This is a genomic window from Azospirillum sp. B2RO_4 (assembly GCF_051124815.1).
Taxonomy (GTDB): domain Bacteria; phylum Pseudomonadota; class Alphaproteobacteria; order Azospirillales; family Azospirillaceae; genus Azospirillum.
The window spans coordinates 313,523-336,576 of the sequence record NZ_CP118489.1 but is presented as its reverse complement, the minus strand read 5'-3'; the positions used below and the strand labels follow the sequence as shown (position 1 = coordinate 336,576).

Below are 23,054 nucleotides of genomic sequence, written 5' to 3'. Positions count from 1 at the left end.
CTCCCTCTCCCGGAGCGGGAGCGGGCATTTATCTTCACCCCACCACCCGCACCCCGTTGTCGTCGGCCGCATGGGCCTGGGCGAAGGTGAAATCGGCGTTGGTGCTGGCGTGGATGCGGTAGAGCGGCTCGCCCCGGCGAACAGGCTCGCCGACCTTGCGCAGCAGGTCGATGCCGGCGCCCTTGTCGGTGGGTGCGCCGGCCAGACGGGCGATGCGGGCGAGGCGGTAGCAGTCGAGCGACGACACGATCCCGTCGGCGGGCGAGGCGATCTCCGCCACCAGGGAGCCCAGCGTCGCCACCGTGGGCGGCGGACCCTGCAGGGCGATGATGCGTTCCATCGAGGCCAGGGCGGCGCCGGATTCCAGCAGGTCGCGCGCCCGGCGGTTGCCGCTGCCGCCGCGCACCGCGGGGTCGAATTCCAGGATGCGGCCGGCCAGCAGCAGGGCGCGTTCCTTCAGATCTGCGGGGGATGCCGGGTCGTTGCGCAGAACGGCCATCACGTCGCGTGCCTCCAGCACCGGGCCGATGCCGCGCCCGACCGGCTGCGAGCCGTCGGTGATCGCCACCTCCAGCGTCAGGCCGAGACGGTCGCCGACATGCTCGAACAGCTTGCGCAGGCGCACCGCCTCGCCGGCGCTGCGGATCTTGGCGCTGGGGCCGACGGGGATGTCGATCAGCAGATGGGTGGAGCCGGCCGCCACCTTCTTCGACAGGATGGAGGCGACCAGCTGTTCGCGGGTATCGATGGCCAGCGGCCGTTCGACCGAGATCAGGATGTCGTCGGCCGGCGACAGCCGGACATGGCCACCCCAGACCAGACAGCCCTTGGCCTCGCGCACCAGGGCCTGCATGCGCTCCACCGGCACGTCGACGTTAGCCAGCACCTCCATGGTGTCGGCGGTGCCGGCGGGCGAGGTGATGGCGCGCGACGAGGTCTTGGGGATCGGCAGGCCGTGGGCGGCGACGATCGGCACCACGATCATCGAGGTGCGGTTGCCGGGGATGCCGCCGATGCAGTGCTTGTCGGCGATGGTGCCGGCGATGCCGTTGGGGCCGTCCCAATGCAAACGCGTGCCGGCGGCGATCATGGCGCGGGTCAGGCCCAGCACCTCCGCCGTCGTCATGAAGCTGGCGCAGGCGATCAGGAAGGCGGCGATCTCGATCTTGGAGTAACGTTGGTCGGTGACGTCGCGGATGATGGCGGCCAGCTGCTCGTCGGTCAGGGCGGCGCCGCCGACCTTGGCGCGCACCAGCTCGAAGCTTTCCGGCGGGGTCGGGGGAACGAGATGGACGGCGGAGCCCTCGGCAAGGCCGAGCTGGCCGAAGGCGGGATCGGACAGGCCGATCTCGTCGGGGCCGACGATGGCGGGGTCGTCGACGATGTTCAGAACCGCCAGCAGGGAGCGGCCGTCGTTCCGCACCTCCACCCGGCCCAGCCCGAGGAAATCCTCGACATGATACCGGGTGCAGCGGCGGTTGAGGAAGGCGACATTCTCCCGGACGGTGTCGATCGCCAGATGTCGAAGCGTCAGCATCCGCACAGTCTACGCCCGGCCCCGCGGCTTAGCGACGCCGAGCCTGCGCGTCAGCCATGCCGGGGGTTATGCGGCCGGGTTGATCAGGATCATTGTCGCATTGTCGGATGCCCCCTCCCCATCCCTCCCCCGCCTTCGGCGGGAGAGGGGGCAGGATGCTTGGTGAGGGTTCTGCAAAGGACGGCGGCAGTCCCCTCTCCCACGATCGGATCGGCCTTCGGCCGACCGAGGGCGGGGGAGGGTTAGGGAGGGGGCACCGTCAGCCAACCACTCCCCCTCACGTGCTTTCCCGCGCGATGAAGGTCAGGCCGAGGTCGAGGCGGCGCCGCGGCGGCTCCTTGCCGTCCATCAGGTCGAGCAGCATGGCGGCGGCGTGGCGGCCGATGGCGTAGCGCGGGGTGGCGACGGTGGTGAGCGTCGGGGTGGTCCAGGCCGAGGCCGGCAGGTCGTTGAAACCGGCGACGGCGAGCTGGTCGGGCACGCGGATGCCGCGGCGCTGGCACTGGAACAGGGCGCCCTGGGCCAGGTCGTCGTTGCAGAAGAAGACGGCGTCGCAGTCGCTGTTCTCCGCCATCAGCCGGTCGATCATCGCGGCGCCCAGATGGATCGAGGACGGGTCGGGCAGGCGCCAGACGCGCTTCTCGTCATACAGCCCGGCCTCCTCCAGCGCATGGCGGTAGCCGTCGAGGCGTGCCAGCGTGCGGGGGTCGAGCTGCACGGCGACGAAGCCGATGCGGCGGTAGCCGCGCTCCAGCAGGTGGGTGGTCATCAGCCGGCCGCCCTCCTCCTGCGAACAGCCGACGCTGAGGCTTTCGGGGTCGTCCAGCAGCTCCATCATGTGGACGGTCGGGCTGGAGAGCGCCGACAGGTAGGTGCGGGTGATCTGCGTATGGTCGGTGCCGGTCAGCAGGATGCCGTCGGGCTGGAACTGCAGGTAGGTGCGGATCAGCCGCTCCTCCTCCTCCGGGGAATAGTGGGTGACGCCGATCAGGGCGCGGTAGCCGCGCGGCAGCAGCATGTCGTGGATGCCGGCCAGCGTCTCGACGAAGACCATGTTGGTCATCGACGGGATCAGCACCGCCACCGTCATCGACCGCGCCGAGGCGAGCGCGCTGGCGGCCTGATTCGGCACGTAGCCCATCGACTGCGCGGTGTCGAGGATGCGCTGGCGCAGCTCCGGCGCCACCAGCTCCGGCCGTTTGAAGGCGCGCGAGACGGTGATGGCGCTGATGCCCACCCGCTCCGCCACGTCCGCCATGGTGGCGCGGCCGGTGCGCGAGGAGCGCGGCTTGCGCGTCTTGACCGCCGAGGATGCGGACCGATCACCGCCATGGGTCGTCACAGGGCTTCGTCCTTTCAATTCCGGCGATCCGATTTGGGCCGGCGCGACGGAAGGTCGCGCGGGCTCGCCGGTCACCGATGTGTATCATGCTCAGCAACAGCCGCATGCCACGCAGAGCTTAAGCCTGCAACCCGCGGCCATCCCCGATCAGTTTGTCCGCAACTCAAACAAAACTCTTTACGCGCGTCAAGGTTAGCGCTAACAGTATCAGCACCTCGTCTCGGCGTCATCCGTGCAGTCCGGCCTTCGTGGTCATGGACCTCTCAGTGACCCGCGAATGATAGCGCTAACATAACTTTGTCGGTGCGTGGGGCGCCGCGACTTGCCGTCGCGGACGCCGTCCCGCACAGGTATTCGGGAACACCAGCCTCATGAACGGTCCCTCCATCGCGCCGTCCCCCGGCATGAACGCCCCTCAGGTCGAACCGCCGGCCGGTCCGCAGATCGTCGTGGTGATGGGCGTGGCCGGCTGCGGCAAGTCCAGCGTCGGCCAGAGCCTCGCCACCGCGCTGGGCGATGAATTCATCGAGGGCGACGCCCACCACCCGCCCGCCAACATCGAGAAGATGTCGGCCGGCATCCCGCTGACCGACGCCGACCGCGACGGCTGGCTGGCCACGCTGGCCGGCTTCATCGCCGATGCCGACCGCGAGGGCAGGGGGCTGGTCGTCGCCTGTTCGGCGCTGAAGCGGCGCTACCGCGACAAGCTGCGCGGCGGGTCCAGGCGGGTGGTGTTCCTGCACCTGCACGGCGACAAGGCGCTGATCGCCTCGCGCATGGGGGCGCGCACCGCCCATTTCATGCCGATGGCCCTGGTCGACAGCCAGTTCGCCGACCTGGAGATGCCGGCGGCCGACGAGCCGGTGCTGTCCTACGAGGTGACGCTGCCGGCCGAGGCCATCGTCGCCGATGCGCATGCCCGCCTGACCGGCGGTGATTGTTTTGGGAGGAACGCATGAAGCGCGTTGCTGATCTGCTGGAGCGGGTCACCGAATGGATCATGGCGCTGATGCTGGCGGTCATGGTCGGTCTCGTCTTCGGCAACGTCGTCCTGCGCTATGTCTTCAACAGCGGCATCGTCGCGGCTGAGGAGATCGCGCGGCTGATGTTCGTCTGGCTGGTGTTCCTGGGCGCCACCGTGGCGTTGCGCCACCAGCGGCATCTGGGCCTTGAGATCCTGCAGAGCCGCCTGCCGGCCAAGGTCCGCCGGGCCTGCGCGGTGATCGCGCACCTGATGATGCTGTACGCCCTGTGGCTGTTCGTGCAGGGAAGCTGGATCCAGCTGCTGATCGGGATGGAGACCTTCTCCACCGTCCTGCGCTTCCCCATGGCCTTCTACGCGGCGGCGGGCTTCTTCCCGGCCATCGCCATGGCGCTGATCGTGCTGGCGAACCTGGTGCGGATCGTCACCAACCAGCCGGGCGCCCGCGTCCCCGGCGACCCCGACACCACGCTGGACCATCCGGAATCGCACGGCCCCGCGGTTGCCCCGCCGGCACCTGCCGGACATGGCGCCGGCCACGGCGTCGCCTCCGGTGCGGCTGCCGCGAAGCACTGAGCCCAGACCTACAGATTTCCTGCGGACGGAGACGCCGCCATGACGCTCACCATTTTCCTGGGCTCGCTGTTCGGCTTCATGCTGCTCGGCATGCCCATCGCCTTCGCGCTGATGCTGACCGGCGTCGCGCTGATGGTCCACCTCGACTTCTTCGACGCCCAGCTGGTCGCCCAGAACATGCTGAGCGGCGCCGACAACTATCCGCTGATGGCGGTGCCCTTCTTCATCCTGGCCGGCGAGCTGATGAACGCCGGCGGCATCTCCCAGCGCATCATCAACCTGGCGGTCAGCCTGGTCGGCCACATCAAGGGCGGTCTGGGATACGTCACCATCGGCGCCTCGGTGATGCTGGCCAGCCTGTCCGGCTCGGCCATCGCCGACACCGCCGCGCTGGCGACGCTGCTGATCCCGATGATGCGCGACCACGGCTATCCGGTGCCGCGTTCGGCCGGTCTGATCGCATCGGGCGGCATCATCGCCCCGATCATCCCGCCCAGCATGCCCTTCATCATCTTCGGCGTGACCACCAACACCTCGATCAGCGCGCTGTTCATGGGCGGCATCGTCCCCGGCCTGCTGATGGGCATCGGCCTCGTCTGCGCCTGGGTCTTCGTCTGCCGCGACATGACGGTGAAGCTGCAGCCGAAGGCGAGCGGAGGCGAGCGGCTGAAGGCGCTGGGCGACGGCGTCTGGGCGCTGGCCCTGCCGGTCATCATCATCGGCGGCCTGCGCGGCGGCATCTTCACGCCGACCGAGGCCGCGGTGGTCGCCGCCGTCTATTCGCTGTTCGTCGCGCTGTTCGTCTACCGTCAGGTCACGCTGCCGCAGCTGGTCCCGCTGCTGGTCCAGGCGGCGCGCACCACCAGCACCGTCATGTTCCTGTGCGCCGCCGCGCTGGTGTCGTCCTACATGGTGACGCTGGCCGACCTGCCGCAGCAGATGACGGAGCTGCTGGCCCCGCTGATGAGCCATCCCAAGCTGCTGATGCTGGCCATCGCCTTCCTGCTGCTGGCCGTCGGCACGGTGATGGACCTGACGCCGACCATCCTGGTGCTGGGTCCGGTGCTGACCCCGCTGGCGATCAAGGCCGGCATCGACCCGACCTATTTCGGCGTGATGTTCGTCCTGATCGGCACGCTGGGCCTGATCCATCCGCCGGTCTGCACGGTGCTGAACGTGGTGTGCGGCGTCGCCCGCATCTCGCTGGAAAGCGCCACCAAGGGCATCTGGCCCTTCCTGCTGACCTACATCGTCCTGCTTGGCCTGATGATCGCCGTGCCGGAGATCATCACCATGCCGCTGCACCTGTTCCACTGACGCCTTAGCAAAACCAACCAGAACGAAACACCAGACCTCAAGGGAGTTCGACACCCATGTTCCGCAAACTGCTGCTCGCCACCGGCATCGCCGCCGCGCTGCTCGCCCCGATCGCCGCCTCGACGACCGCTGCCGCCCAGGACGTGAAGACCCGCATCATCCGCTTCGGCTACGGCCTGTCGGAGAACAGCAACCAGGGCCGGGCGGTGAAGTATTTCGCCGAGGAGCTGTCCAAGCGCAGCGGCGGCAAGCTGAAGCTGAAGGGCTTCGGCGACGCCAGCCTGGGCAGCGACATCCAGATGCAGAACGCCCTGATCGGCGGCGCGCAGGAGATGATGGTCGGCTCCACCGCCACGCTGGTCGGCATCGTCAAGGATTTCGGCGTCTACGACCTGCCCTTCCTGTTCAACAACGAGAAGGAAGCCGACGCCGTGCTGGACGGCCCGTTCGGCGAGAAGCTGCTGAAGTCGCTGAACGACAAGGGGCTGGTCGGGCTGGTCTATTGGGAGAACGGCTTCCGCAACCTGACCAACAGCAAGCGCCCGATCACCAAGGTCGAGGACATGGGCGGCATCAAGCTGCGCGTGATGCAGAACCCGGTCTACATCGACATGTTCAACCGCTTCGGCGCCAACGCGGTGCCGCTGGCCTTCTCCGAGCTGTTCACCGCGCTGGAGACCGGCACGGTCGACGGCCAGGAGAACCCGGTCACCACCATCCAGTCGTCCAAGTTCTATGAAGTGCAGAAGTATCTGACCATCTCCCGCCACGTCTACAGCCCGTGGATCATGCTGGCCAGCAAGCGCTGGTACGACGGCCTGTCGGCGGACGAGAAGAAGATCCTGAACGAGGCCGCCGTCGCCTCGCGCGATTTCGAGCGCACGGACAGCCGCAAGGCCTCGGCCGAGAGCGTGGCCTACCTGAAGGAGAAGGGCATGCAGATCAACGAGCTGAGCCCGGCCGAGCTGGACCGCATGCGCGAGATGGTCAAGCCCGCCTTCGACAAGTACTCCGCCGACGGCGGTGCCGAGGTGCTGAAGGACCTGCAGGCCGCCATCGCCGCCGCCCGGAAGTAATCACGGGCGACGCTTGCCGACGTTGCGAAGGGGGCGAACCGGGACGACCGGTCCGTCCCCTTCTTCTTTATGGTATGGAGTGAAGGTTGTATGTGTCCGAAGGATTCGTGGACTGGTCCCAAAGTATGACTCTTTGATCCGGGTATGGCTGGTCGCCATTCTTTTGAGAGTTGTTCTCACCATCTGTTGATGTGACAGATATATTAGCAGATAATTTACTTGAATTTAACAGAACTGCGAGACAGTCGGTCGGGGGTGTCGGGCCCTTGTCCGGGTATGTCGCGGGGAATGGAGATGTTCAAGAAGCTGCCTTTGGTGACCAAGCTGGTTTTGGCGATCGGCGTGGTTCTGCTGGTCGGGCTGGGAGTCGGCACGGTCGTGATCTCCGCCAGGAGCGGGGCCGATACCGACGCCCTGTCCTTCAGGGTCGGGGACGAACTCGGCAAATTCCATGCCGAGACGGTTGAGCGGCGTCTGAACGACGCCATGAACATCAGCCGCCTGATGCGGACCACCCTGCTGAGCCTGAAGCGCAGCGGCGTCGCCGACCGCGCCAAGCTGAACGACTGGCTGAAGAGCCTGCTGGAGAGCAATCCCAACCTGATCGGCGTGTGGGTCGGCATGGAGCCGAACGCGCTGGACGGCAAGGACTCCGATTTCGTCAACAGCCCCGGCAGCGACGCCAGCGGCCGCTTCATCCCCTATTGGAACCGCGGCAGCGGCAAGCCCCAGCTGGAGGCGCTGACCGCCTATGACGATCCCGGCCCCGACGGCCTCTATTACCAGCAGGCCAAGCGCACCGGCAAGGAGGTGATCGTCGAGCCCTACAGCTATGTGGTGGCCGGCAAGAACATCCTGATGGTGTCGCTGGTGGTGCCGGTCATGGAGGGCGGCAAGTTCGTCGGCGTCGCCGGCGTCGACATCGCCACCGACGAGATCTGGAACGAGCTGAAGACGGCGAAGCCGTTCGGGACCGGGTCGGTCTTCCTGATCTCCAACGGCGGCCTGTGGGCCGGCTACAGCAATGCCGCCCATATGGGCAAGCCGATCCTGGAGACCAACCAGCGGCTGAAGGAGGCGCTGCCCGCCATCCGCGAGGGCAAGAGCTATGCCCACTTCTCGGTGTCGGCCAGCCTGAAGACCGAGGTCAAGCAGCTGTTCCAGCCGGTCGTGATCGGCGACACCGGCACGCCCTGGTCGGTGCTGATCAATCTGCCGATGAACCAGATCGAGGTACCGAAGGAGGAACTGCGCAGCTTCATCGCCATCGGCGCCGTGCTGCTGACCGTCGGCCTGCTGCTGGCGCTGTGGCTGTCGACCCGGACCATCGTCGGCACGCCGCTGCGCCGGATCATCGCGACGGTGGAGGCGCTTACCGCCGGCCGGCAGGACGTGGAGGTGCGCGACCGCGACCGCGCGGACGAGATCGGCGCGATCAACAAGGCGCTGCAGCTGTTCAAGGAGAATGCCGGCCGCGTCGCCGAGATGGAGGAGCAGCGCCGCCGGGACGAGGCGCAGGCCGCCGAGCGGCGCCGGCAGGAGCTGGCCCGGATGGCCGACCGGTTCGAGGGCACGGTGGGCGGCGTGGTCGCCAGCGTGACCGAGCAGGCGGAGCTGATCCGCAGCGATTCGGAAGGGCTGTCGGCCATTGCCGAGCAGACCAACGCCCAGGCCGCCGCCGTCGCCAGCGCCGCCGACGTCGCCAGCGGCAACGTGCAGACGGTCGCCGCCGCGGCGGAGGAGCTGGCCCACTCCATCGAGGAGATCAACCAGCGCATCTCCGCCTCCTCGCGCATGGCGAACGATGCGGTCGGCGAGGTCGAAAAGACCAACGGCACGGTGGCCGGCTTGGCCGAGGCGGCGCAGAAGATCGGCGACGTGGTGAACCTGATCCAGTCCATCGCCGGCCAGACCAACCTGCTGGCGCTGAACGCCACCATCGAGGCGGCGCGGGCGGGCGAGGCCGGCAAGGGTTTCGCCGTCGTGGCGCAGGAGGTGAAGAACCTCGCCAGCCAGACCGCCAAGGCGACGGAGGAGATCGCCGCCCAGATCGCCGAGATCCAGTCGGTCAGCGGCAGCGCCGTCGGCGCCATCCAGGCCATCGGCCGCACCATCCTGGGCATCAGCGAGACGGTCACCGCCGTCGCGGCGGCGGCGGAGGAGCAGGGGGCGGCGACCCGCGAGATCAGCCGCAACGTCCAGCAGGCCGCCGCCGGCACCCGCGAGGTGTCGACCAACATCGAGGGCGTCACCCGCGCCGCCAGCGAGACCGGCAGCATGGCCTCCCAGGCCCGCGCCGCCGCCGACACGCTGTCGCACCAATCGGCGCAGCTGCGCACCGAAGTGCAGCGCTTCGTGGCGACGATCCGCGAGGGGTGAGTGGGCGTCGGCTCCTTGTGGAGCTAGACCCCCACCCTAACCCTCCCCCGCTGGGCGGGAGAGGGGATAAGTGCTTGATCGGGAAAGAAGCGGCAGTCCCTCCCCCGCCCAGCGGGGGAGGTTAGGTGGGGGTCTAACCTCGCCGTCTCAACAGTCAAAAAACACCGTCTCCCCCTCGCCCTGCAGGCGGATGTCGAAGCGGTAGACCACGCCGCCCGGAACCTCCGCGCGCCGGGCGATCAGGGTGTCGCGGCGGTCGGCGGGGACGGTGGTCAGCACCGGGTCCGCGGCGTTCGCCGCGGCCTCGTCGGAGAAATGCAGGCGGGTGAAGGCGTGGCTCAGCATGCCGCGGGCGAACACCGTCACCGCGATGTGCGGGGCGTGACCGGCCTCGCAGACGCCGGGCTTCACCGTGTCGAAGACGTAATGGCCGGCGTCGTCGGTGCCGCAGCGGCCGAAGCCGGCGGCGCCGGGGGCGTGGCGGCCGTCGGCGCCGGCCTGCCAGATCTCCACCACGCAGTCGCGGATCGGGGCGCCTTCGCCGTCATACACCACGCCTTCGATGCGGATGTGCTCGCCCGGCATGTCGCGGGTCGCCAGCCGGTTGGTCGCCAGCGGGCGGCGGCCGTAGAGTTCCGGTGTCCAGGCATAGGCGAAATAGGGGCCGACGGTCTGGGACGGGGTCTGTTTCAGCATCTGGCTCATGGCGGTCAGCCCTCCATCGGCGTGGCTTGCCGTCCGCGCAGGACGATGTCGAACTCATAGCCGAGCGCCCGCAGCGGTTCGGTCACGTCGATGGAGAAGCGGGAGACCAGAAGCTCGCGCGCGCCCTCCGGCACCCCGTTGTAGATGGGGTCGAGCGGCAGCAGCGGGTCGCCGGGGAAATACATCTGGGTGACCAGACGGGTCAGGAAGGACGGCCCGAACAGCGAGAAATGGATGTGCGCCGGCCGCCACGCATTGTGGTGGTTGCCCCAGGGATAGGCGCCGGGCTTGACCGTGGTGAAGCGGTAGCGGCCCTGATCGTCGGTGATGCAGCGGCCGGCGCCGAAGAAGTTGGGGTCGAGCGGCGCGTCATGCTGGTCCCAGCGGTGGACGTAGCGGCCGCAGGCGTTGGCCTGCCAGATCTCCAGCAGCGTGTGCGGCACCGGCCGGCCACTCTCGTCCAGCACGCGGCCGGTGACGATCATGCGCTCGCCGACCGGCTCGCCATTGACGCGGCCGTTCTTCGTCAGGTCGCTGTCGAGCGGATCGACGCTGTCATGGCCGAACACCGGGCCGCTGCGCACCGACAGGCACTGCTTCATCGGGATCAGCGGCTTGGACGGGGAGCGCAGCACCGTCGATTTGTAGAGCGGCGACAGGTAGGGCGGGTGCTGAGCCCAATCGCGGGGGGTGAAATCGCCCTCCGTCTCGTGAACGGCTGTGTCCATCCTGAGTGTCCCTCCTTGGGAACGGTCAGCTTTGCCGACCTTCTGTTTGCCGGTGGAGTGCCAGAACGCGGTCGATGAAATGGGAGGCGGAGCCGGTGTAGTTCAGCGGGTCGAACAGGCGGTCGAGGGCGTCCGAACCCAGCGCCTGCACCAGCTCGGCATCCTCGGCCAGCACGTCGCGCAGCGGGCGGGCGGCGTGCGCGGCGCGGCGGCTGGCCTCGGCGACGCGGGAATGGGCGGCCATCCGGCCCATGCGGTCGCCCAGCGCCATGGTGACGGCTTCGGCCAGGATCAGGCCGCGGGTCAGGTCGAGGTTGGCGCGCATGCGCTCCGCATCGATGGTCAGGCCGGTGATGGTTTCGCGGGCATGGCGGGCGGCGCCGGCGACGAGGCGGCAGAGGTCGGGCAGGGCCTGCCACTCGGCATGCCAGCCGCCGAGGCCGCGTTCATGCTCCTGCACCTGCGCTGCCAGCAGACCGCCGACCAGGGACGGGGCGCGGATGGCGGTGGAGAGCAGGACGGCGCAGGACACCGGGTTGCGCTTGTGCGGCATGGTGGAGGAGCCGCCGCGGCCGGGAGCGCTGGGCTCGAAGGCTTCGGCGACCTCCATCTGCATCATCAGCGAGATGTCGCGGCCGAGATTGCCCAGCGTGCCGGCGAGGATGCCGAGGGCCGAGGCCAGTTCGGTGATGCGGTCGCGGCTGGCGTGCCAGGGCAGGGCAGGCAGCGGGAGGTCGAGGTCGCGCGCCAGAGCCTCCGCCACCGCCGGGCCGGCGTCGCCCAGCGCCGCCAGCGTGCCGGCGGCGCCGCCGAATTGCAGGGCGAGGCGCGCGCGGGCGGCGGCGATGCGCTGGCGGTCGCGGCCGAGCGCGTCGAGCCAGCCGGCGGCCTTCAGGCCGAAGGTGGTGGGGAGGGCGTGCTGCAGCCAGGTGCGGGCGACCATCGGCGTGGCGCGGTGGCGGTCGGCGAGGTCGGCCAAGCCGTCGGCGAGTGCTGCCAGATCGGCGTCGAGGCCGGCGAGGAAACGGCGCAGTTGCAGCATCAGCCCGCTGTCCATCGCGTCCTGGCTGGTGGCGCCCCAATGGACGTAGCGGGAGGATTCCTCGTCGGCGGCCTTCACGGTTCGGGTCAGGTGCCTGACCATCGGGATGGCGGTATTGCCGGCCAGCGCCGCCTCCGCCCCCAGCGCATCGAGGTCGTAGAGATCCGCCTTGCAGGCCGCCTCGATGGCCGGGACGGCATGGGCGGGGATGACGCCGGCCGCCGCCTCCGCCCGCGCCAGCGCCGCCTCGAACTCCAGCATGCCCTGCAGCCTTGCGGCGGGGGAGAAGGCATCGGCCGCCGCGTCGGTGGTGAAGAGCGGGTCGAGGAGGGGGTCGGCGTGGCGGATGGCGGTCATGCTTTTTGGGCGTCCTCTTCGTCCATCTCGGCATAGACGGCGCGGGCCAGCGCCATCGCGTGGTTTCCGGCGGGGACGCCGGCATAGACGGCGGCCTGCATCAGGATTTCCTTGACCTCGTCGCGGGTGACGCCGGTGTTGCGGGTGGCGCGGATGTGCAGCTTCAGCTCGCCGTCCTTGCCCAGCGCCGCCAGCATGGCGATGGTCAGCATGCTGCGCGTGCGGATGTCCAGGCCCGGCCGGGTCCAGATCTGGCCCCAGGCGGTCTTGGTGATGAACTCCTGGAAATCGGCGTCGAAGTCGGTGGCGCGCTCCAGCGAGCGGTCGACATGGGCGTCCCCCAGGACCGACCGGCGCACCGCCATGCCGCGGTCGTAGAGGTCCCTGTCCTTCATCTCCGGGTCGTCCATCACAAATCCCTCAGGAAGCCGTCGATCAGGGCGGCCAGTTCGGCCGGCTTCTCGACGCCGGGGATGTGGGCGGCGCCGGGCAGCAGCTCGAACCGGGCGCCGGGGATGCCGGCGGCCAGCGCGCGGGCGGCGTCGGGCGGGGTGGCGACATCGTGCTCGCCGCAGATCACCAGGGTGGGGGCGGTGATGGCGGCATTGGCGGCGCTGAGGTCGGCGTCGCGGATCGCCATGGCGCAGCCGACATAGCCGTCCTCCGGGATGCGGGCGACCATGGCGGTGTAGCCGCGGATCTGGTCGGGGCGGCCGTCGCGGAACTCTTGCGTGAACCAGCGGGCCATGACGCCGTCGGCGATCGCGGTCATGCCGCGGGCGCGGATGGCGGCGATGCGGTCGGTCCAGACCGAGGCCGGGCCGATGACGCCTGCGGTGTCGCACAGGATCAGGCCGTGGACGCGGGCCGGCGCCTTGACGGCGAGGCGCTGGGCCATCATGCCGCCGATCGACAGGCCGCAGACATGGGCGCGTCCGATGCCCAGCGCGTCGAGCAGGCCGGCGGCGTCGTCGGCCAGCATGTCCATGGTATAGCCGGCGGTGTCGCTGACCGGCGTCACCTGGGTCAGGCCGTGGCCGCGCATGTCGTAGCGCAGGATGCGGTAGCGGTCTGCCAGATGCGGGACCACGGCGTCCCAGATGTGGAAGCTGGTGCCGATGGAGTTGGCGAACAGCAACACCGGCGCGTCGGCCGGGCCGGTCAGGTCGTAATGCTGGGTGATGCCGGCGGCTTCGATGAAGGGCATGGGGGCTTCCGCTGACGGTTAAGGCTGGTGGGGTGCTCTTTCCCCCTCCCTAACCCTCCCCCGCTTCGCGGGAGAGGGAACTCCGCCGCTCTTGCGTTTAACTCCCTCTCCCACCGAAGGTGGGGGAGGGTTGGGGAGGGGGCATTCGAAGCCTGAGGCTACACCCGCTCGATCATCACCGCGATGCCCTGGCCGACGCCGATGCACATGGTGCAGAGCGCCGTCCGGCCGCCGGACTGTTCGAGCTGGTAGAGCGCGGTGGTCGCAAGGCGGGCGCCGCTCATGCCCAGCGGGTGGCCCAGCGCGATGGCGCCGCCCTGCGGGTTCACATGGGCGGCATCGTCGGGCAGGCCAAGCTCCCGCAGCACGGCAAGACCCTGGGCGGCGAAGGCCTCGTTCAGTTCGATCAGGTCGATGTCGGCGATGGTCCGGCCGAGACGCTCCAGCAGCTTGCGGGTGGCGGGGACCGGGCCGATGCCCATGACGCGCGGCGGCACGCCGGCGGTGGCGCCGCCGAGGATGCGGGCGCGCGGGGTCAGGCCGAAGCGCTTCACTGCCGAGTCCGACGCGATCAGCAGGGCGGCGGCGGCGTCGTTGACGCCGGACGCGTTGCCAGCGGTCACCGTGCCGCCGGGGCGGACGATGGGCTTCAGGGCCGACAGCGCCTCGATGGTCGTGGCGCGGGGATGCTCGTCGGTGGTCACCACCGTCTCGCCCTTGCGGGTGCGGATGGTGACGGGGACGATCTCGCGGGCCATGCTGCCATCGGCGATGGCGCGGGCGGCGCGCTCCTGGCTGCGCAGCGCGAAGGCGTCCTGGTCGGCGCGGGCGATCTTCCAGTCGTCGGCGACATTCTCCGCCGTCTCCGGCATCGAATCGGTGCCATAGGCTGCCTTCATCGCCGGGTTGACGAAGCGCCAGCCGATGGTGGTGTCGAAGATCTCCGCCTGACGGGAGAAGGGGGCGTCGGCCTTGCCCATGACGAAGGGGGCGCGGCTCATGCTCTCCACCCCGCCGGCGATCATCAGCTCGGCCTCTCCCGCCTTGACGGCGCGGGCGGCGGTGGCGAGCGCGTCGAGGCCGGAACCGCAGAGCCGGTTCATCGTCGTGCCCGGCACCGCGTCGGGCAGCCCCGCCAGCAATGCGGCCATGCGGGCGACGTTGCGGTTGTCCTCGCCGGCCTGGTTGGCGCAGCCATAGAGGACGTCGTCCACCGCGGCCCAGTCGACCGAGGGGTTGCGCTGCATCAGGGCGCGGATCGGCACGGCGCCGAGATCGTCGGCACGTACCGACGACAAGGCTCCGGCATAGCGGCCGATGGGGGTGCGGATGGCGTCGCAGATATAGGCGTCACGCATTGCTTTATCCTTCTCCGCCAACCTGCCCATGGGCGGCTGCGGTGCGGGCATGGAGGTCGCGGAGCGCCGTCAGGGTTTCGGCGTCCGGGACTTCGGTGGTCTTGAGGGCGGGCGAGATCTTCAGGTCCCAGCCGGTGGCGGCCTTCACCTGCTCCACCGTCACGCCGGGGTGGATGCCGGTCAGGGTCAGCTCCTTGCTCACCGGGTCGGGGGTGAGGATGCCGAGGTCGGTGATGACCGCGGTCGGCCCGGCGCCGGGAATGCCGGCTCTGACCCGCGCGTCACCGCCGTCGAGATAGCCGGCCGAGGTGACGAAGGGCAGCTTGGCGACGAAGGCTTTCGGGCTGTGCTTCAGGACGATGAACACTTCTTTCGCCTGCGAGGCGATCTCCGGCGCGCCGCCGGCACCGGGCAGCCGCACCTTGGGCGCGTCGTAGGGGCCGATGACGGTGGTGTTGATGTTGGCGAAGCGGTCGACCTGTGCCGCGCCGAGGAAGCCGACGTCGATCCGCCCGCCCTGCAGCCAGTAGCGGAAAATTTCCGGCGTGCCGACCACGGTGTCGGCGGTCAGGGCGAGGTCGCCGTCGCCGATCGACAGCGGCAGCACCGTCGGCTTGGCGCCGATGGGCCCGGATTCATAGATCAGCACCACCTCGGGCGCATGGGTCAGCCGGGCGAGGTTGGCGGCGGTGGAGGGCAGGCCGATGCCGACGAAGCAGACGGTGCCGTCCTTCAGCAGGCGGCTGGCCGCCACCGTCATGATCTCGGTCGCGGTGAAGTCGAGGGGGGCTGCACTCATCACGCGGCCTCCGTCGTGCTTTGGGGCATGCTTTCGGCCAGCACGCGGCGGAAGCCGGCGAAATCGTCGGTGTCCAGCACATGACGCTGCATCCAGGCGCGGAAGTCGTCGCGCGAGCGGGCGATGGGGTCCCAGGCCTTGTAGAAGCGGTTGTCACGCTCCGAATAGCCCTGCGCGTAGGACGGATAGGCGCCGCCGGGAACCGGGCAGACGGCCGACAGCGCCCAGGCCGGCAGAACGCAGGCGTTGGGCGGCGCCTCCAGATCGTCGACGACCTCCTCCACCGTGACGATGGAGCGCTTGGCGGCCAGAACCGCCTCCTTCTGGACGCCGAGGATGCCCCAGAGCAGGACATTGCCGCGGCGGTCGGCCTTCTGGGCGTGGATCACCGTCACGTCGGGCCGGACGGAGGAGATGGCGGCCAGCTTTTCGCCGGTGAAGGGGCACTCGATGAAGCGGATGTTCGGGTTGACCTTCGGCAGGTCGGAGCCGGTGTAGCCGCGCAGCAGGGCGAAGGGCAGGTTGGAGGCGCCGGCGACATAGGCGTTGGCCATGCCGGCGTGGCTGTGCTCCTCGATCTCCAGCCGGTGCGGCCAGCCCTGTTCGACCGCGTCGCGGAAGCGGTGGAGGGAGCCGACGCCGGGATTGCCGCCCCAGGAGAAGATCAGCTTCGCGGCGCAGCCCATGCCGATCATCTGGTCATAGATCAGGTCCGGCGTCATCCGCACCAGCGTCAGGCCGCGCCGGCCCTGCCGGATGATCTCTTGGCCGGCGGCATGGGGAATCAGATGCGTGAACCCTTCCAGGGCGACCGTGTCGCCGTCTTGCACGAGGCTCGCCACCGCCTCGCGCAGGGGCGTGATCTTCGCCATATGACCTCCCGAGTGTGCGAAAACCGCACAAGCATTCGTCTTTACGCACAGAGTGGCGAGAGTGGCGGTTCGCTGTCAAGGTCGAAAACGGCAAAAATAGGGCGGTAATCGCCCATATTGCGGCGCAACATGAGCGATGCGCGGTGGAGTAGCCGGAGCTATCTTAAAAACACAAACCAAGACAATGTGTTAGTCGGCTGGCTTGTTTTGTGCGATTATAGAACATCATATCAAATATCGCACTTGACGGTTCGGCCATCCCTCAGTACGGTTGGCACAACAGTCAATGACCGGGACAAAAGAGTTCCGGCGCCGGCATATGGTCACATGTGGGAGGGACAATGACGAGGACTCTGCGCAATGCGCTGCTGGGTGCGGCGTTCGGTCTGGCGCTGGCGGCCGGTCCGGCCGGCGCCGCCACCATCAAGGTCGGCGTCGTGGCGCCCTTTTCCGGTCCGTTCGGCGTGGTCGGCAAGAGCTTCAAGGAAGCGATCGAGGTCTATCAGGCCGAACATGGCAAGACCGTCGGCAACGACACCGTGGAGTTCATCTACAAGGACCTCGACCAGCCGAACCCGTCACAATCCAAGGCGCTGTCGCAGGAACTGATCGTCAAGGACAAGGTGTCCTTCCTCGCCGGCTATTTCTTCACGCCGGACGCGCTGGCGGTCGCCCCGCTGATCGACGAGGCGAACATCCCCTGCGTGATCTTCAACGCCGCCACCTCCGCCATCACGGAGAAGTCGCCGCGCTATGTCCGCACCTCCTTCACCCTGTGGCAGAACACGGTGCCGCTGGCCGAATACATGGCAAAGCAGGGGATAAAGAAGGCGGTGTCGGCGGTCAGCGACTATGGCCCCGGCATCGACGGCGAGGCCGCCTTCAAGACCACCTTCGAGAAGCATGGCGGCACGGTGGTGGACACCATCCGCATGCCGTTGAAGTCCACCGATTTCGCCCCCTTCATGCAGCGCATCAAGGACTCCGGCGCCGAGGCCGTCTATGCCTTCCTGCCGGCCGGGCCGGCGACGCTGGCCTTCGCCAAGGCCTTCAACGACACCGGGCTGAAGGCGGCGGGCATCAAGTTCTTCGGCCCCGGCGACCTGACCCAGGAACCGGACCTGCCGGCGCTGGGCGACGCCGCGATGGGCATCACCACCACCTTCAACTACAGCCGCGCCCATGATTCGGCGATGAACAAGGCCTTCGTCGCCAAGCACAAGGAGATGTTCGGCTCGGTCGACAGCGTCACCTTCACGTCGGTCGGCGCCTATGACGGCGTCCATGTCATCTACCAGATGATCAAGAACGGCGGCGGCAAGATCGACGGCGCCAAGGCGGTGGAGTCGGTGAAGGGCATGAGCTGGGAAAGCCCGCGCGGCCCCCTGACCATCGATCCCGACAGCCGCCACGTCACCCAGACGATCTATCTGCGCACGGTGGAGAAGGTCGACGGCAAATTGGAGAATGTCGAGAAGCAGGCGTTCCCGAAGCAGCCGGACTATGGGTACAAGTTGGCGAAGTGAGGGCGGATTATCCCTCTCCCATCACGGACAGAATCCCCTCCCCCCCCCGGGGGGGAGAGGGAGATCTTCCCAAGTTGGAAGGTTCGCGCATGACATAGCCCCGGGTCGGGAGAGGGAGGACGGACGCACATCATGGAAACCATGTTCGGGATCGCCGTCGACGGGGTCGCCTACGGCATGATCCTCTTCATCATCTCCGTCGGGCTGTCGGTGACGCTGGGGCTGATGCGGGTGGTCAATCTGGCGCATGGCGCCTTCGCCATGGTCGGCGGCTATGTCGCGTCCTATGCGGCGCAGGAGGCGGGCCTGCCCTATGGGCTGGCGCTGGTGGCGGCGGTGGCGCTGACGGTGCTGGCGACGCTGCCGCTGGAACGGCTGCTGTACCGCCGCATCTACGGCTCCGCCAACGAACTGGCGCAGGTGCTGCTGACCATCGGCCTGACCTTCGTCATCGTCGCCGGGATCAATTACCTGTTCGGTCCGACGCTGAAGCGCATTCCGCTGCCCGAGCTGCTGACCGGCACGGTGGAACTGGGGCCGAAGGCGATCCCGACCCACCGCGCCTTCGTGATCGCCGCCGGGGCGGCGACCCTGCTGGGGCTGTGGTGGTTGCTGGAGCGCACCGATTTCGGCATCCGGCTGCGCGCGGCGGTCGATGATCCCGCCATGGCGGCGGCGCTGGGCATCCGGACGGAGCGGCTGTATCTGGCGACCTTCGCGCTCGGCACCGGGCTGGCGGCGCTGGGCGGCGTGCTGGGGGCGGAACTGCTGCCGCTGGAGCCCTATTACGCCATCCGCTACATCGTGCTGTTCCTGGCGGTGGTGGCGGTCGGCGGCGCCGGCAGCATCTTCGGTTCGGCGGCGGCGGCGCTGGCGCTCGGCATCGTCGACACCGCCGGCAAATACCTGATCCCGAGTTTCGGCGAGTTCTTCTTCTATGCCGCCCTGATCCTGATCCTGTTCCGCTGGCCGCACGGCTTCTTCAAAGGGAGGACGGCATGACGAGCGTCGCCGAGCGGGACGGCAAGGCTGGCCAGATGACCCGACGTACCTCCCTGGCGGCCCGCCGCGATCTCGGCTGGATCGGCATTCCGCTGGTCGCGGCGGTCGGGCTGGCCGCCTTCTGGCTGCTGCCGGACGATCTGGCGCTGCTGACCCGCATCGCCGCCTCGGCTCTGTTCGTGCTGTCGCTCGACCTCGTGCTCGGCTATGGCGGGATCGCCACGCTGGGGCAGGCGGCGATGTTCGGCATCGGCGCCTATGCCGCCGGCATCGTCGCGGTGAACTGGATCAACGACCCCTTCGTCATGCTGGCGGCCGGCGGTCTGGCCGGCGGGGGAATCGCGCTGGCGACCGGTGCGCTGATCCTGCATGCGCGCGGGCTGACCCTGCTGATGCTGACCATCGCGGTCGGGCAGATCGTGCAGGAGGTCGCCAACAAGGCGCGCGACTGGACCGGCGGCAGCGACGGGCTGTCGGGCATCGATCCGGCGCCGGTGCTGGGGATGTTCCGCTTCGACATGTATGGCCGCACCTCCTACCTGTTCGCGCTGGCGGTGCTGGTGGTCGGGCTGCTGGTGGCGCGGCGGATCGTGCGCTCCCCCTTCGGGCTGGCCTGCCGCGGGGTCAGGGAGGATCCGCTGCGGATTTCCGCCATCGGCGGCTCGCCGAAATCCTATCTGGTGGTGCTCTATGGCGTGGCCGGGGTGTTCGCCGGGGTGGCCGGCGGCTTGACCGCGGTGACCAGCGGCATCGTCGGGCTGGACAGCGCCGGCTTCCCCTGGTCGGCGGAGGCGCTGGTGATGCTGGTGCTGGGCGGCACCGGGCGGCTCTATGGCGCGGTGATCGGCACGGCGGCCTTCATGGGCATCCACCATGTCCTGGCGGCCAGCGACCCCTTCCACTGGATGGGCTTCATCGGCCTGTTCCTGATCGGCATCGTCCTGTTCCTGCCCGGCGGCATCGCCTCGGGCGTGGAGCGGCTGGGCGGGCTGTTGGGCAGGAAGGAGGGCGGGGCATGACCAAGCTGTTGGAAGTCGAGGGGTTGAGCAAGAATTTCGGCGGCCTTCAGGTGTCGTCCGACATCTCCATGACGCTGAATGCCGGCGACCGCTGCGCCCTGATCGGGCCGAACGGGGCGGGCAAGACGACCTTCGTCAACCTCGTCACCGGGGTGATCCCGCCCAGCGCCGGCACCATCCGGCTGGACGGACGCGACATCACCCGGCTGTCGGCGGCGGAGCGGGTGCGGCTGGGGCTGATCCGCAGCTTCCAGGTGGCGCGGCTGTTCAAGTCGATGACGGTGCGCGAGCATCTGGAACTGGCCGTCCTGCAGCGCGACCGCCGCACCTTCCGCCTGTTCGCCAACGTCGCCAAGGTGGCCGGGCTGGCCGACGAGGTGGCGGGGCTGCTCGACGGCATGGGGCTGACGCCGGTGGCGCACACGGCGGTCGGCTCGCTGGCCTATGGGCAGCAGCGGCTTTTGGAGATCGCGCTGGCGCTCGCCATGAAGCCGAAGGTGCTGATCCTCGACGAGCCGGCGGCCGGCGTGCCCCATTCGGAAAGCCAGCGCATCCTCGACGCCATCGACCGGCTGCCCAAGGATCTGGCGGTGCTGATGATCGAGCATGACATGGACCTCGTCTTCCGCTTCGCGAGAACCATCGTCGTGCTGGCGCAGGGGCGGCTGCTGTGCAGCGGCACCGCCAAGGAGATCGTCGCCGACCCGCGCGTGCGCGAGGTCTATCTGGGGAGCCGCGCCGATGCACACTGAACCGCGTGGAGCGTTCGAGGTCGCGGATCTGCGCGCCGGCTACGGCAAGACGCTGATCCTGGAGGGCGTGTCGTTGAGTGTGCCGGCGGGCGGGCGGCTGGCGCTGCTCGGCCGCAACGGGGTGGGGAAGACGACGACGCTGGCGACGCTGGTCGGCCAGACCACCCGCCATGGCGGCAGCATCCGGCTGGACGGGGTGGAACTGGGGGGCATGGGCAGTTCGGCGCGGGCGGCGGCGGGGTTGGGCTATGTGCCGCAGACGCGCGACATCTTCAAATCGCTGACGGTGGAGGAGAACCTCGTCACCGGGTTGAAGGGCCGGCCGCGTTGTGCCGTGGAAGAGGCGTACGAACTGTTCCCCCGGCTGGGCGAGCGGCGGCGCAATGGCGGCGGAGAGCTGTCGGGCGGTGAGCAGCAGATGCTGTCGGTCGCCCGCGCCCTGCTCGGCAAGCCGACGGTGCTGCTGCTGGACGAGCCGCTGGAAGGGCTGGCGCCGGTGATCTGCGACACGCTGATGGCGGCATTGTCGAAGCTGGACATGACGATCCTGCTGGTGGAGCAGCAGGTCGACCGCGCGCTGGACTTCGCCGACCGCGTGGTCTTCCTCGACCGCGGCCGGGTGGTGCATGCCGGGCCGGCGGCGCAGGCGAAGGCCGATCCGGCGCTGCTGGAACGCCATCTGGGCGTGGCGCTGGCGGCGTAGGGGGATGATGAAATCCCGTAACATGGGCAAAAGCCCGGGCGCTCAAGCTGGAGCTGCACGCTGTCGTATCACGTCCGGGAGATAGGCAAGGTCTTGTGAGCCTGGGACTCCGAGGCGATGTCCGAGGAAGTCCCAGAAGGCGATGCCGAGCTTGGCGCAGGTCTTCATCAGGCCGAGGAAACCGTCGCGCGCGGCGCGTCCCGCATCGGATCGGGTGCCGCCGCTGACTTTCCTGCGGGTGACATGGCAGCGGATGTCATTTTCCGAACCGTTGGTATGCAAGGGGACCTCCGGGCGGTCGAGGACGCGCAACAACTCGTCCTTGTTGGCACGCAGGCGCACCAGCAGCCGGTCCAAGGTGGAAAAGCCGGTGCGTCGGAGGAAGATCCGCTCGAAGCGCACCCGCAGTTGGGCGCGTCGGCCTGGGTCAGGAGCCTTCTGGTAGGCTTTGAGGTCGGCGTAGAACGCCCAGATCAGCGAGCGGATGTGCTGCTGGGCGGCGTACTGAGCGGGGGTGAAGGTGTCGAGCTTGTGCACCAGGCGTTCGGCATGGACCCAGCACAGCGCGTGCAGGCCGACGTCGAACTGTCCGGCATCGTCGCTGAGGATCACGGTGTCGGGGAGCAGTCCGTGGTCGGCAAGGCTCCCCCACACTGCCGCCTCGGTGGCCAGGCGCACCATGTCGATCTTGTGGACGCACGTCGGCCAGTTCAGGGCGCGCAGATGATCGAGCCACGCCGCCTCGCTGGGGAAGCGGCGCGCCGGATGAGCCTCCAGCCGGGCGACGGTGCCCAGCGGGACGCCGCCCTGGCGCATGTAGGCCAGCGCCGCCGGGTTGACGACGTAATCGCCATGGCCGGCGCGCAGCACCTCCAGGAAATTCAGCCGGCTCTTCGACCCGGTGGTCTTGAAGGCGGTGAAGCGGTCGTCGCCGAGTTGGGTGCAGACGCCGTTGGCCGCCTTGTGGCGGGCACCGGTGTCGTCCACGCTGATCCAGGACGCCGTCTCCAGCCCGGCCCGCAGTACGGCGTCGGCCTCGGCCAGCAGTGCGCCACGGCGGGTGAGCAGGCGCACGACCTGCCGCTGGGAGACGTCGAACCCGAGGTCGGCGAGCAGCGCCACCAGACGGGGAATGGTGGTCTGTCCACGATGATACTGGAACAGCACGAAGCGTTGCAGTTCCGGGCCGAGGTGGGCGGTGATCCCGGAGGGAAGCGATGCCACCATGCACCGGCCGTCCGGCGTCAGCCAGCGCTCCCGGCGCAAGCGGATACGCCGCGCCCGCAGTTCCAGTTCCTGGACGGTGAAATCCTCATAACCCTTGAAGCGCGACCCCTCCGGCACGGCAACGCACAGGACGCGATCCTCGCAGGTCACCGTCTTGGAGACTTTGCCCGCCCGACCACGTCGGCGACGCACAGGCCGCTGCGGGGGGGCTGGCGTCCCGGCCTCCATGCCGCTCGGCTTGACCGCCGGCTTGATCGCAGGCCGACCCGACAACCCTTTCAGCCGGGCGATCTCGGCATCACGATCGCGGAGCCGTTGCTCCAGATCGGCTTGACGCTGCCACAGCTCCAGCACGAGTTGGCGCAACGCGTCGGCCGACATCTCCGAGAGGTTTACTAGCGCGGTGGGCATCCCCTAACAACCGACCGGACCCGATATCATCTCGCCCGGGCTTTTGTCCATGTTACGAAATCCCCCTCTCCCCCCCGGGGAGAGGGTCGGGGTGAGGGGGATGCACAGGCTGGAGTTGGTGGGAAGCGGGGAGTGCG

Annotated in this window: 21 protein-coding genes; 10 read left to right on the top strand and 11 right to left on the bottom strand. The window is 68.7% G+C overall.

What is annotated here, in order from left to right; all coding sequences use genetic code 11:
• Nucleotides 1-34: 34 nt before the first annotated feature.
• Both PWS46_RS25140 and PWS46_RS25135 read right to left on the bottom strand, forming a co-directional pair.
• On the bottom strand, nt 35-1,537 hold the full coding sequence (locus PWS46_RS25140; protein WP_434623577.1) for a thymidine phosphorylase family protein: 1,503 nt from the start codon (nt 1,535-1,537) through the stop codon (nt 35-37).
• A gap of 277 nt (nt 1,538-1,814) precedes the next feature.
• On the bottom strand, nt 1,815-2,879 hold the full coding sequence (locus tag PWS46_RS25135) for a LacI family DNA-binding transcriptional regulator (RefSeq protein ID WP_434623576.1): 1,065 nt from the start codon (nt 2,877-2,879) through the stop codon (nt 1,815-1,817).
• Between the two features lie 371 nt (nt 2,880-3,250).
• Between PWS46_RS25135 and PWS46_RS25130 the strand changes: the two genes are divergently transcribed.
• The 5 genes from PWS46_RS25130 (at nt 3,251) to PWS46_RS25110 (ending at nt 9,209) form a co-directional block, all read left to right on the top strand.
• Nucleotides 3,251-3,838, top strand: a complete 588-nt coding sequence (locus PWS46_RS25130; protein WP_434623575.1) for a gluconokinase — start codon at nt 3,251-3,253, stop codon at nt 3,836-3,838.
• Nucleotides 3,835-4,437: a TRAP transporter small permease gene (locus PWS46_RS25125; protein ID WP_434623574.1), complete on the top strand. Its 603-nt coding sequence runs from the start codon at nt 3,835-3,837 to the stop codon at nt 4,435-4,437. Before PWS46_RS25130 ends, PWS46_RS25125 begins: the two co-directional genes overlap by 4 nt.
• 39 nt (nt 4,438-4,476) lie before the next feature.
• Nucleotides 4,477-5,754 (top strand): TRAP transporter large permease, encoded by a 1,278-nt coding sequence (locus PWS46_RS25120; RefSeq protein ID WP_434623573.1) that lies wholly within the window; start codon nt 4,477-4,479, stop codon nt 5,752-5,754.
• A 56-nt stretch (nt 5,755-5,810) separates the two neighbouring features.
• Nucleotides 5,811-6,830 carry a TRAP transporter substrate-binding protein gene (locus PWS46_RS25115; protein ID WP_434623572.1) on the top strand — a complete coding sequence of 340 codons (1,020 nt, stop codon included), beginning with the start codon at nt 5,811-5,813 and terminating at the stop codon, nt 6,828-6,830.
• Nucleotides 6,831-7,124: 294 nt separating this feature from the next.
• Nucleotides 7,125-9,209, top strand: coding sequence for a methyl-accepting chemotaxis protein (locus tag PWS46_RS25110; protein ID WP_434623571.1), 2,085 nt, complete (start codon nt 7,125-7,127; stop codon nt 9,207-9,209).
• 147 nt (nt 9,210-9,356) lie between these two features.
• On the opposite strand, the gene pcaG is transcribed toward PWS46_RS25110, so the two are convergent.
• From pcaG to PWS46_RS25070, 8 genes are all read right to left on the bottom strand, one after another.
• The gene (gene pcaG, locus PWS46_RS25105; protein ID WP_434623570.1) at nt 9,357-9,914 is read right to left on the bottom strand and encodes a protocatechuate 3,4-dioxygenase subunit alpha; all 558 of its coding nucleotides are present in this window, start codon (nt 9,912-9,914) and stop codon (nt 9,357-9,359) included.
• Between the two features lie 5 nt (nt 9,915-9,919).
• Nucleotides 9,920-10,642: a protocatechuate 3,4-dioxygenase subunit beta gene (pcaH, locus tag PWS46_RS25100; protein WP_434623569.1), complete on the bottom strand. Its 723-nt coding sequence runs from the start codon at nt 10,640-10,642 to the stop codon at nt 9,920-9,922.
• Nucleotides 10,643-10,667: 25 nt separating this feature from the next.
• Nucleotides 10,668-12,041, bottom strand: coding sequence for a 3-carboxy-cis,cis-muconate cycloisomerase (locus PWS46_RS25095; RefSeq protein WP_434623568.1), 1,374 nt, complete (start codon nt 12,039-12,041; stop codon nt 10,668-10,670).
• On the bottom strand, nt 12,038-12,451 hold the full coding sequence (gene pcaC, locus PWS46_RS25090; RefSeq protein WP_434623567.1) for a 4-carboxymuconolactone decarboxylase: 414 nt from the start codon (nt 12,449-12,451) through the stop codon (nt 12,038-12,040). The genes PWS46_RS25095 and pcaC overlap by 4 nt, the downstream gene beginning before the upstream one ends.
• Nucleotides 12,451-13,248, bottom strand: coding sequence for a 3-oxoadipate enol-lactonase (pcaD, locus tag PWS46_RS25085; protein ID WP_434623566.1), 798 nt, complete (start codon nt 13,246-13,248; stop codon nt 12,451-12,453). The genes pcaC and pcaD overlap by 1 nt, the downstream gene beginning before the upstream one ends.
• Nucleotides 13,249-13,406: 158 nt before the next feature.
• Nucleotides 13,407-14,606 carry a 3-oxoadipyl-CoA thiolase gene (gene pcaF / locus PWS46_RS25080; protein WP_434623565.1) on the bottom strand — a complete coding sequence of 400 codons (1,200 nt, stop codon included), beginning with the start codon at nt 14,604-14,606 and terminating at the stop codon, nt 13,407-13,409.
• Between the two features lie 4 nt (nt 14,607-14,610).
• Nucleotides 14,611-15,405, bottom strand: coding sequence for a CoA-transferase subunit beta (locus PWS46_RS25075; protein WP_434623564.1), 795 nt, complete (start codon nt 15,403-15,405; stop codon nt 14,611-14,613).
• Complete coding sequence (locus PWS46_RS25070; protein WP_434623563.1) at nt 15,405-16,277, bottom strand: CoA transferase subunit A; 873 nt, start codon at nt 16,275-16,277, stop codon at nt 15,405-15,407. The genes PWS46_RS25075 and PWS46_RS25070 overlap by 1 nt, the downstream gene beginning before the upstream one ends.
• Before the next feature lie 341 nt (nt 16,278-16,618).
• On the opposite strand from PWS46_RS25070, the gene PWS46_RS25065 reads away from it, so the two are divergent.
• The 5 genes from PWS46_RS25065 (at nt 16,619) to PWS46_RS25045 (ending at nt 21,279) form a co-directional block, all read left to right on the top strand.
• Nucleotides 16,619-17,803 carry an ABC transporter substrate-binding protein gene (locus PWS46_RS25065; RefSeq protein ID WP_434623562.1) on the top strand — a complete coding sequence of 395 codons (1,185 nt, stop codon included), beginning with the start codon at nt 16,619-16,621 and terminating at the stop codon, nt 17,801-17,803.
• Nucleotides 17,804-17,935: 132 nt separating this feature from the next.
• Complete coding sequence (locus tag PWS46_RS25060) at nt 17,936-18,805, top strand: branched-chain amino acid ABC transporter permease (protein WP_434623561.1); 870 nt, start codon at nt 17,936-17,938, stop codon at nt 18,803-18,805.
• Complete coding sequence (locus PWS46_RS25055) at nt 18,802-19,824, top strand: branched-chain amino acid ABC transporter permease (protein WP_434623560.1); 1,023 nt, start codon at nt 18,802-18,804, stop codon at nt 19,822-19,824. The genes PWS46_RS25060 and PWS46_RS25055 overlap by 4 nt, the downstream gene beginning before the upstream one ends.
• Nucleotides 19,821-20,576, top strand: coding sequence for an ABC transporter ATP-binding protein (locus PWS46_RS25050; protein WP_434623559.1), 756 nt, complete (start codon nt 19,821-19,823; stop codon nt 20,574-20,576). The genes PWS46_RS25055 and PWS46_RS25050 overlap by 4 nt, the downstream gene beginning before the upstream one ends.
• Nucleotides 20,566-21,279: an ABC transporter ATP-binding protein gene (locus PWS46_RS25045; RefSeq protein ID WP_434623558.1), complete on the top strand. Its 714-nt coding sequence runs from the start codon at nt 20,566-20,568 to the stop codon at nt 21,277-21,279. Before PWS46_RS25050 ends, PWS46_RS25045 begins: the two co-directional genes overlap by 11 nt.
• A gap of 42 nt (nt 21,280-21,321) precedes the next feature.
• Here the strand turns inward: PWS46_RS25045 and PWS46_RS25040 are convergent, their stop codons facing one another.
• Nucleotides 21,322-22,887 carry an IS66 family transposase gene (locus PWS46_RS25040; RefSeq protein ID WP_434623557.1) on the bottom strand — a complete coding sequence of 522 codons (1,566 nt, stop codon included), beginning with the start codon at nt 22,885-22,887 and terminating at the stop codon, nt 21,322-21,324.
• Nucleotides 22,888-23,054: the final 167 nt, after the last annotated feature.

Coding starts and splice junctions, on each gene's coding strand:
- PWS46_RS25140 (WP_434623577.1), bottom strand. CDS start 1,537: ATGCTGACGCTTCGACATCTGGCGATCGACACCGTCCGGGAGAATGTC.
- PWS46_RS25130 (WP_434623575.1), top strand. CDS start 3,251: ATGAACGGTCCCTCCATCGCGCCGTCCCCCGGCATGAACGCCCCTCAG.
- PWS46_RS25125 (WP_434623574.1), top strand. CDS start 3,835: ATGAAGCGCGTTGCTGATCTGCTGGAGCGGGTCACCGAATGGATCATG.
- PWS46_RS25120 (WP_434623573.1), top strand. CDS start 4,477: ATGACGCTCACCATTTTCCTGGGCTCGCTGTTCGGCTTCATGCTGCTC.
- PWS46_RS25115 (WP_434623572.1), top strand. CDS start 5,811: ATGTTCCGCAAACTGCTGCTCGCCACCGGCATCGCCGCCGCGCTGCTC.
- PWS46_RS25110 (WP_434623571.1), top strand. CDS start 7,125: ATGTTCAAGAAGCTGCCTTTGGTGACCAAGCTGGTTTTGGCGATCGGC.
- pcaG (WP_434623570.1), bottom strand. CDS start 9,914: ATGAGCCAGATGCTGAAACAGACCCCGTCCCAGACCGTCGGCCCCTAT.
- pcaH (WP_434623569.1), bottom strand. CDS start 10,642: ATGGACACAGCCGTTCACGAGACGGAGGGCGATTTCACCCCCCGCGAT.
- PWS46_RS25095 (WP_434623568.1), bottom strand. CDS start 12,041: ATGACCGCCATCCGCCACGCCGACCCCCTCCTCGACCCGCTCTTCACC.
- pcaC (WP_434623567.1), bottom strand. CDS start 12,451: ATGGACGACCCGGAGATGAAGGACAGGGACCTCTACGACCGCGGCATG.
- pcaD (WP_434623566.1), bottom strand. CDS start 13,248: ATGCCCTTCATCGAAGCCGCCGGCATCACCCAGCATTACGACCTGACC.
- pcaF (WP_434623565.1), bottom strand. CDS start 14,606: ATGCGTGACGCCTATATCTGCGACGCCATCCGCACCCCCATCGGCCGC.
- PWS46_RS25075 (WP_434623564.1), bottom strand. CDS start 15,405: ATGAGTGCAGCCCCCCTCGACTTCACCGCGACCGAGATCATGACGGTG.
- PWS46_RS25070 (WP_434623563.1), bottom strand. CDS start 16,277: ATGGCGAAGATCACGCCCCTGCGCGAGGCGGTGGCGAGCCTCGTGCAA.
- PWS46_RS25065 (WP_434623562.1), top strand. CDS start 16,619: ATGACGAGGACTCTGCGCAATGCGCTGCTGGGTGCGGCGTTCGGTCTG.
- PWS46_RS25060 (WP_434623561.1), top strand. CDS start 17,936: ATGGAAACCATGTTCGGGATCGCCGTCGACGGGGTCGCCTACGGCATG.
- PWS46_RS25055 (WP_434623560.1), top strand. CDS start 18,802: ATGACGAGCGTCGCCGAGCGGGACGGCAAGGCTGGCCAGATGACCCGA.
- PWS46_RS25050 (WP_434623559.1), top strand. CDS start 19,821: ATGACCAAGCTGTTGGAAGTCGAGGGGTTGAGCAAGAATTTCGGCGGC.
- PWS46_RS25045 (WP_434623558.1), top strand. CDS start 20,566: ATGCACACTGAACCGCGTGGAGCGTTCGAGGTCGCGGATCTGCGCGCC.
- PWS46_RS25040 (WP_434623557.1), bottom strand. CDS start 22,887: ATGTCGGCCGACGCGTTGCGCCAACTCGTGCTGGAGCTGTGGCAGCGT.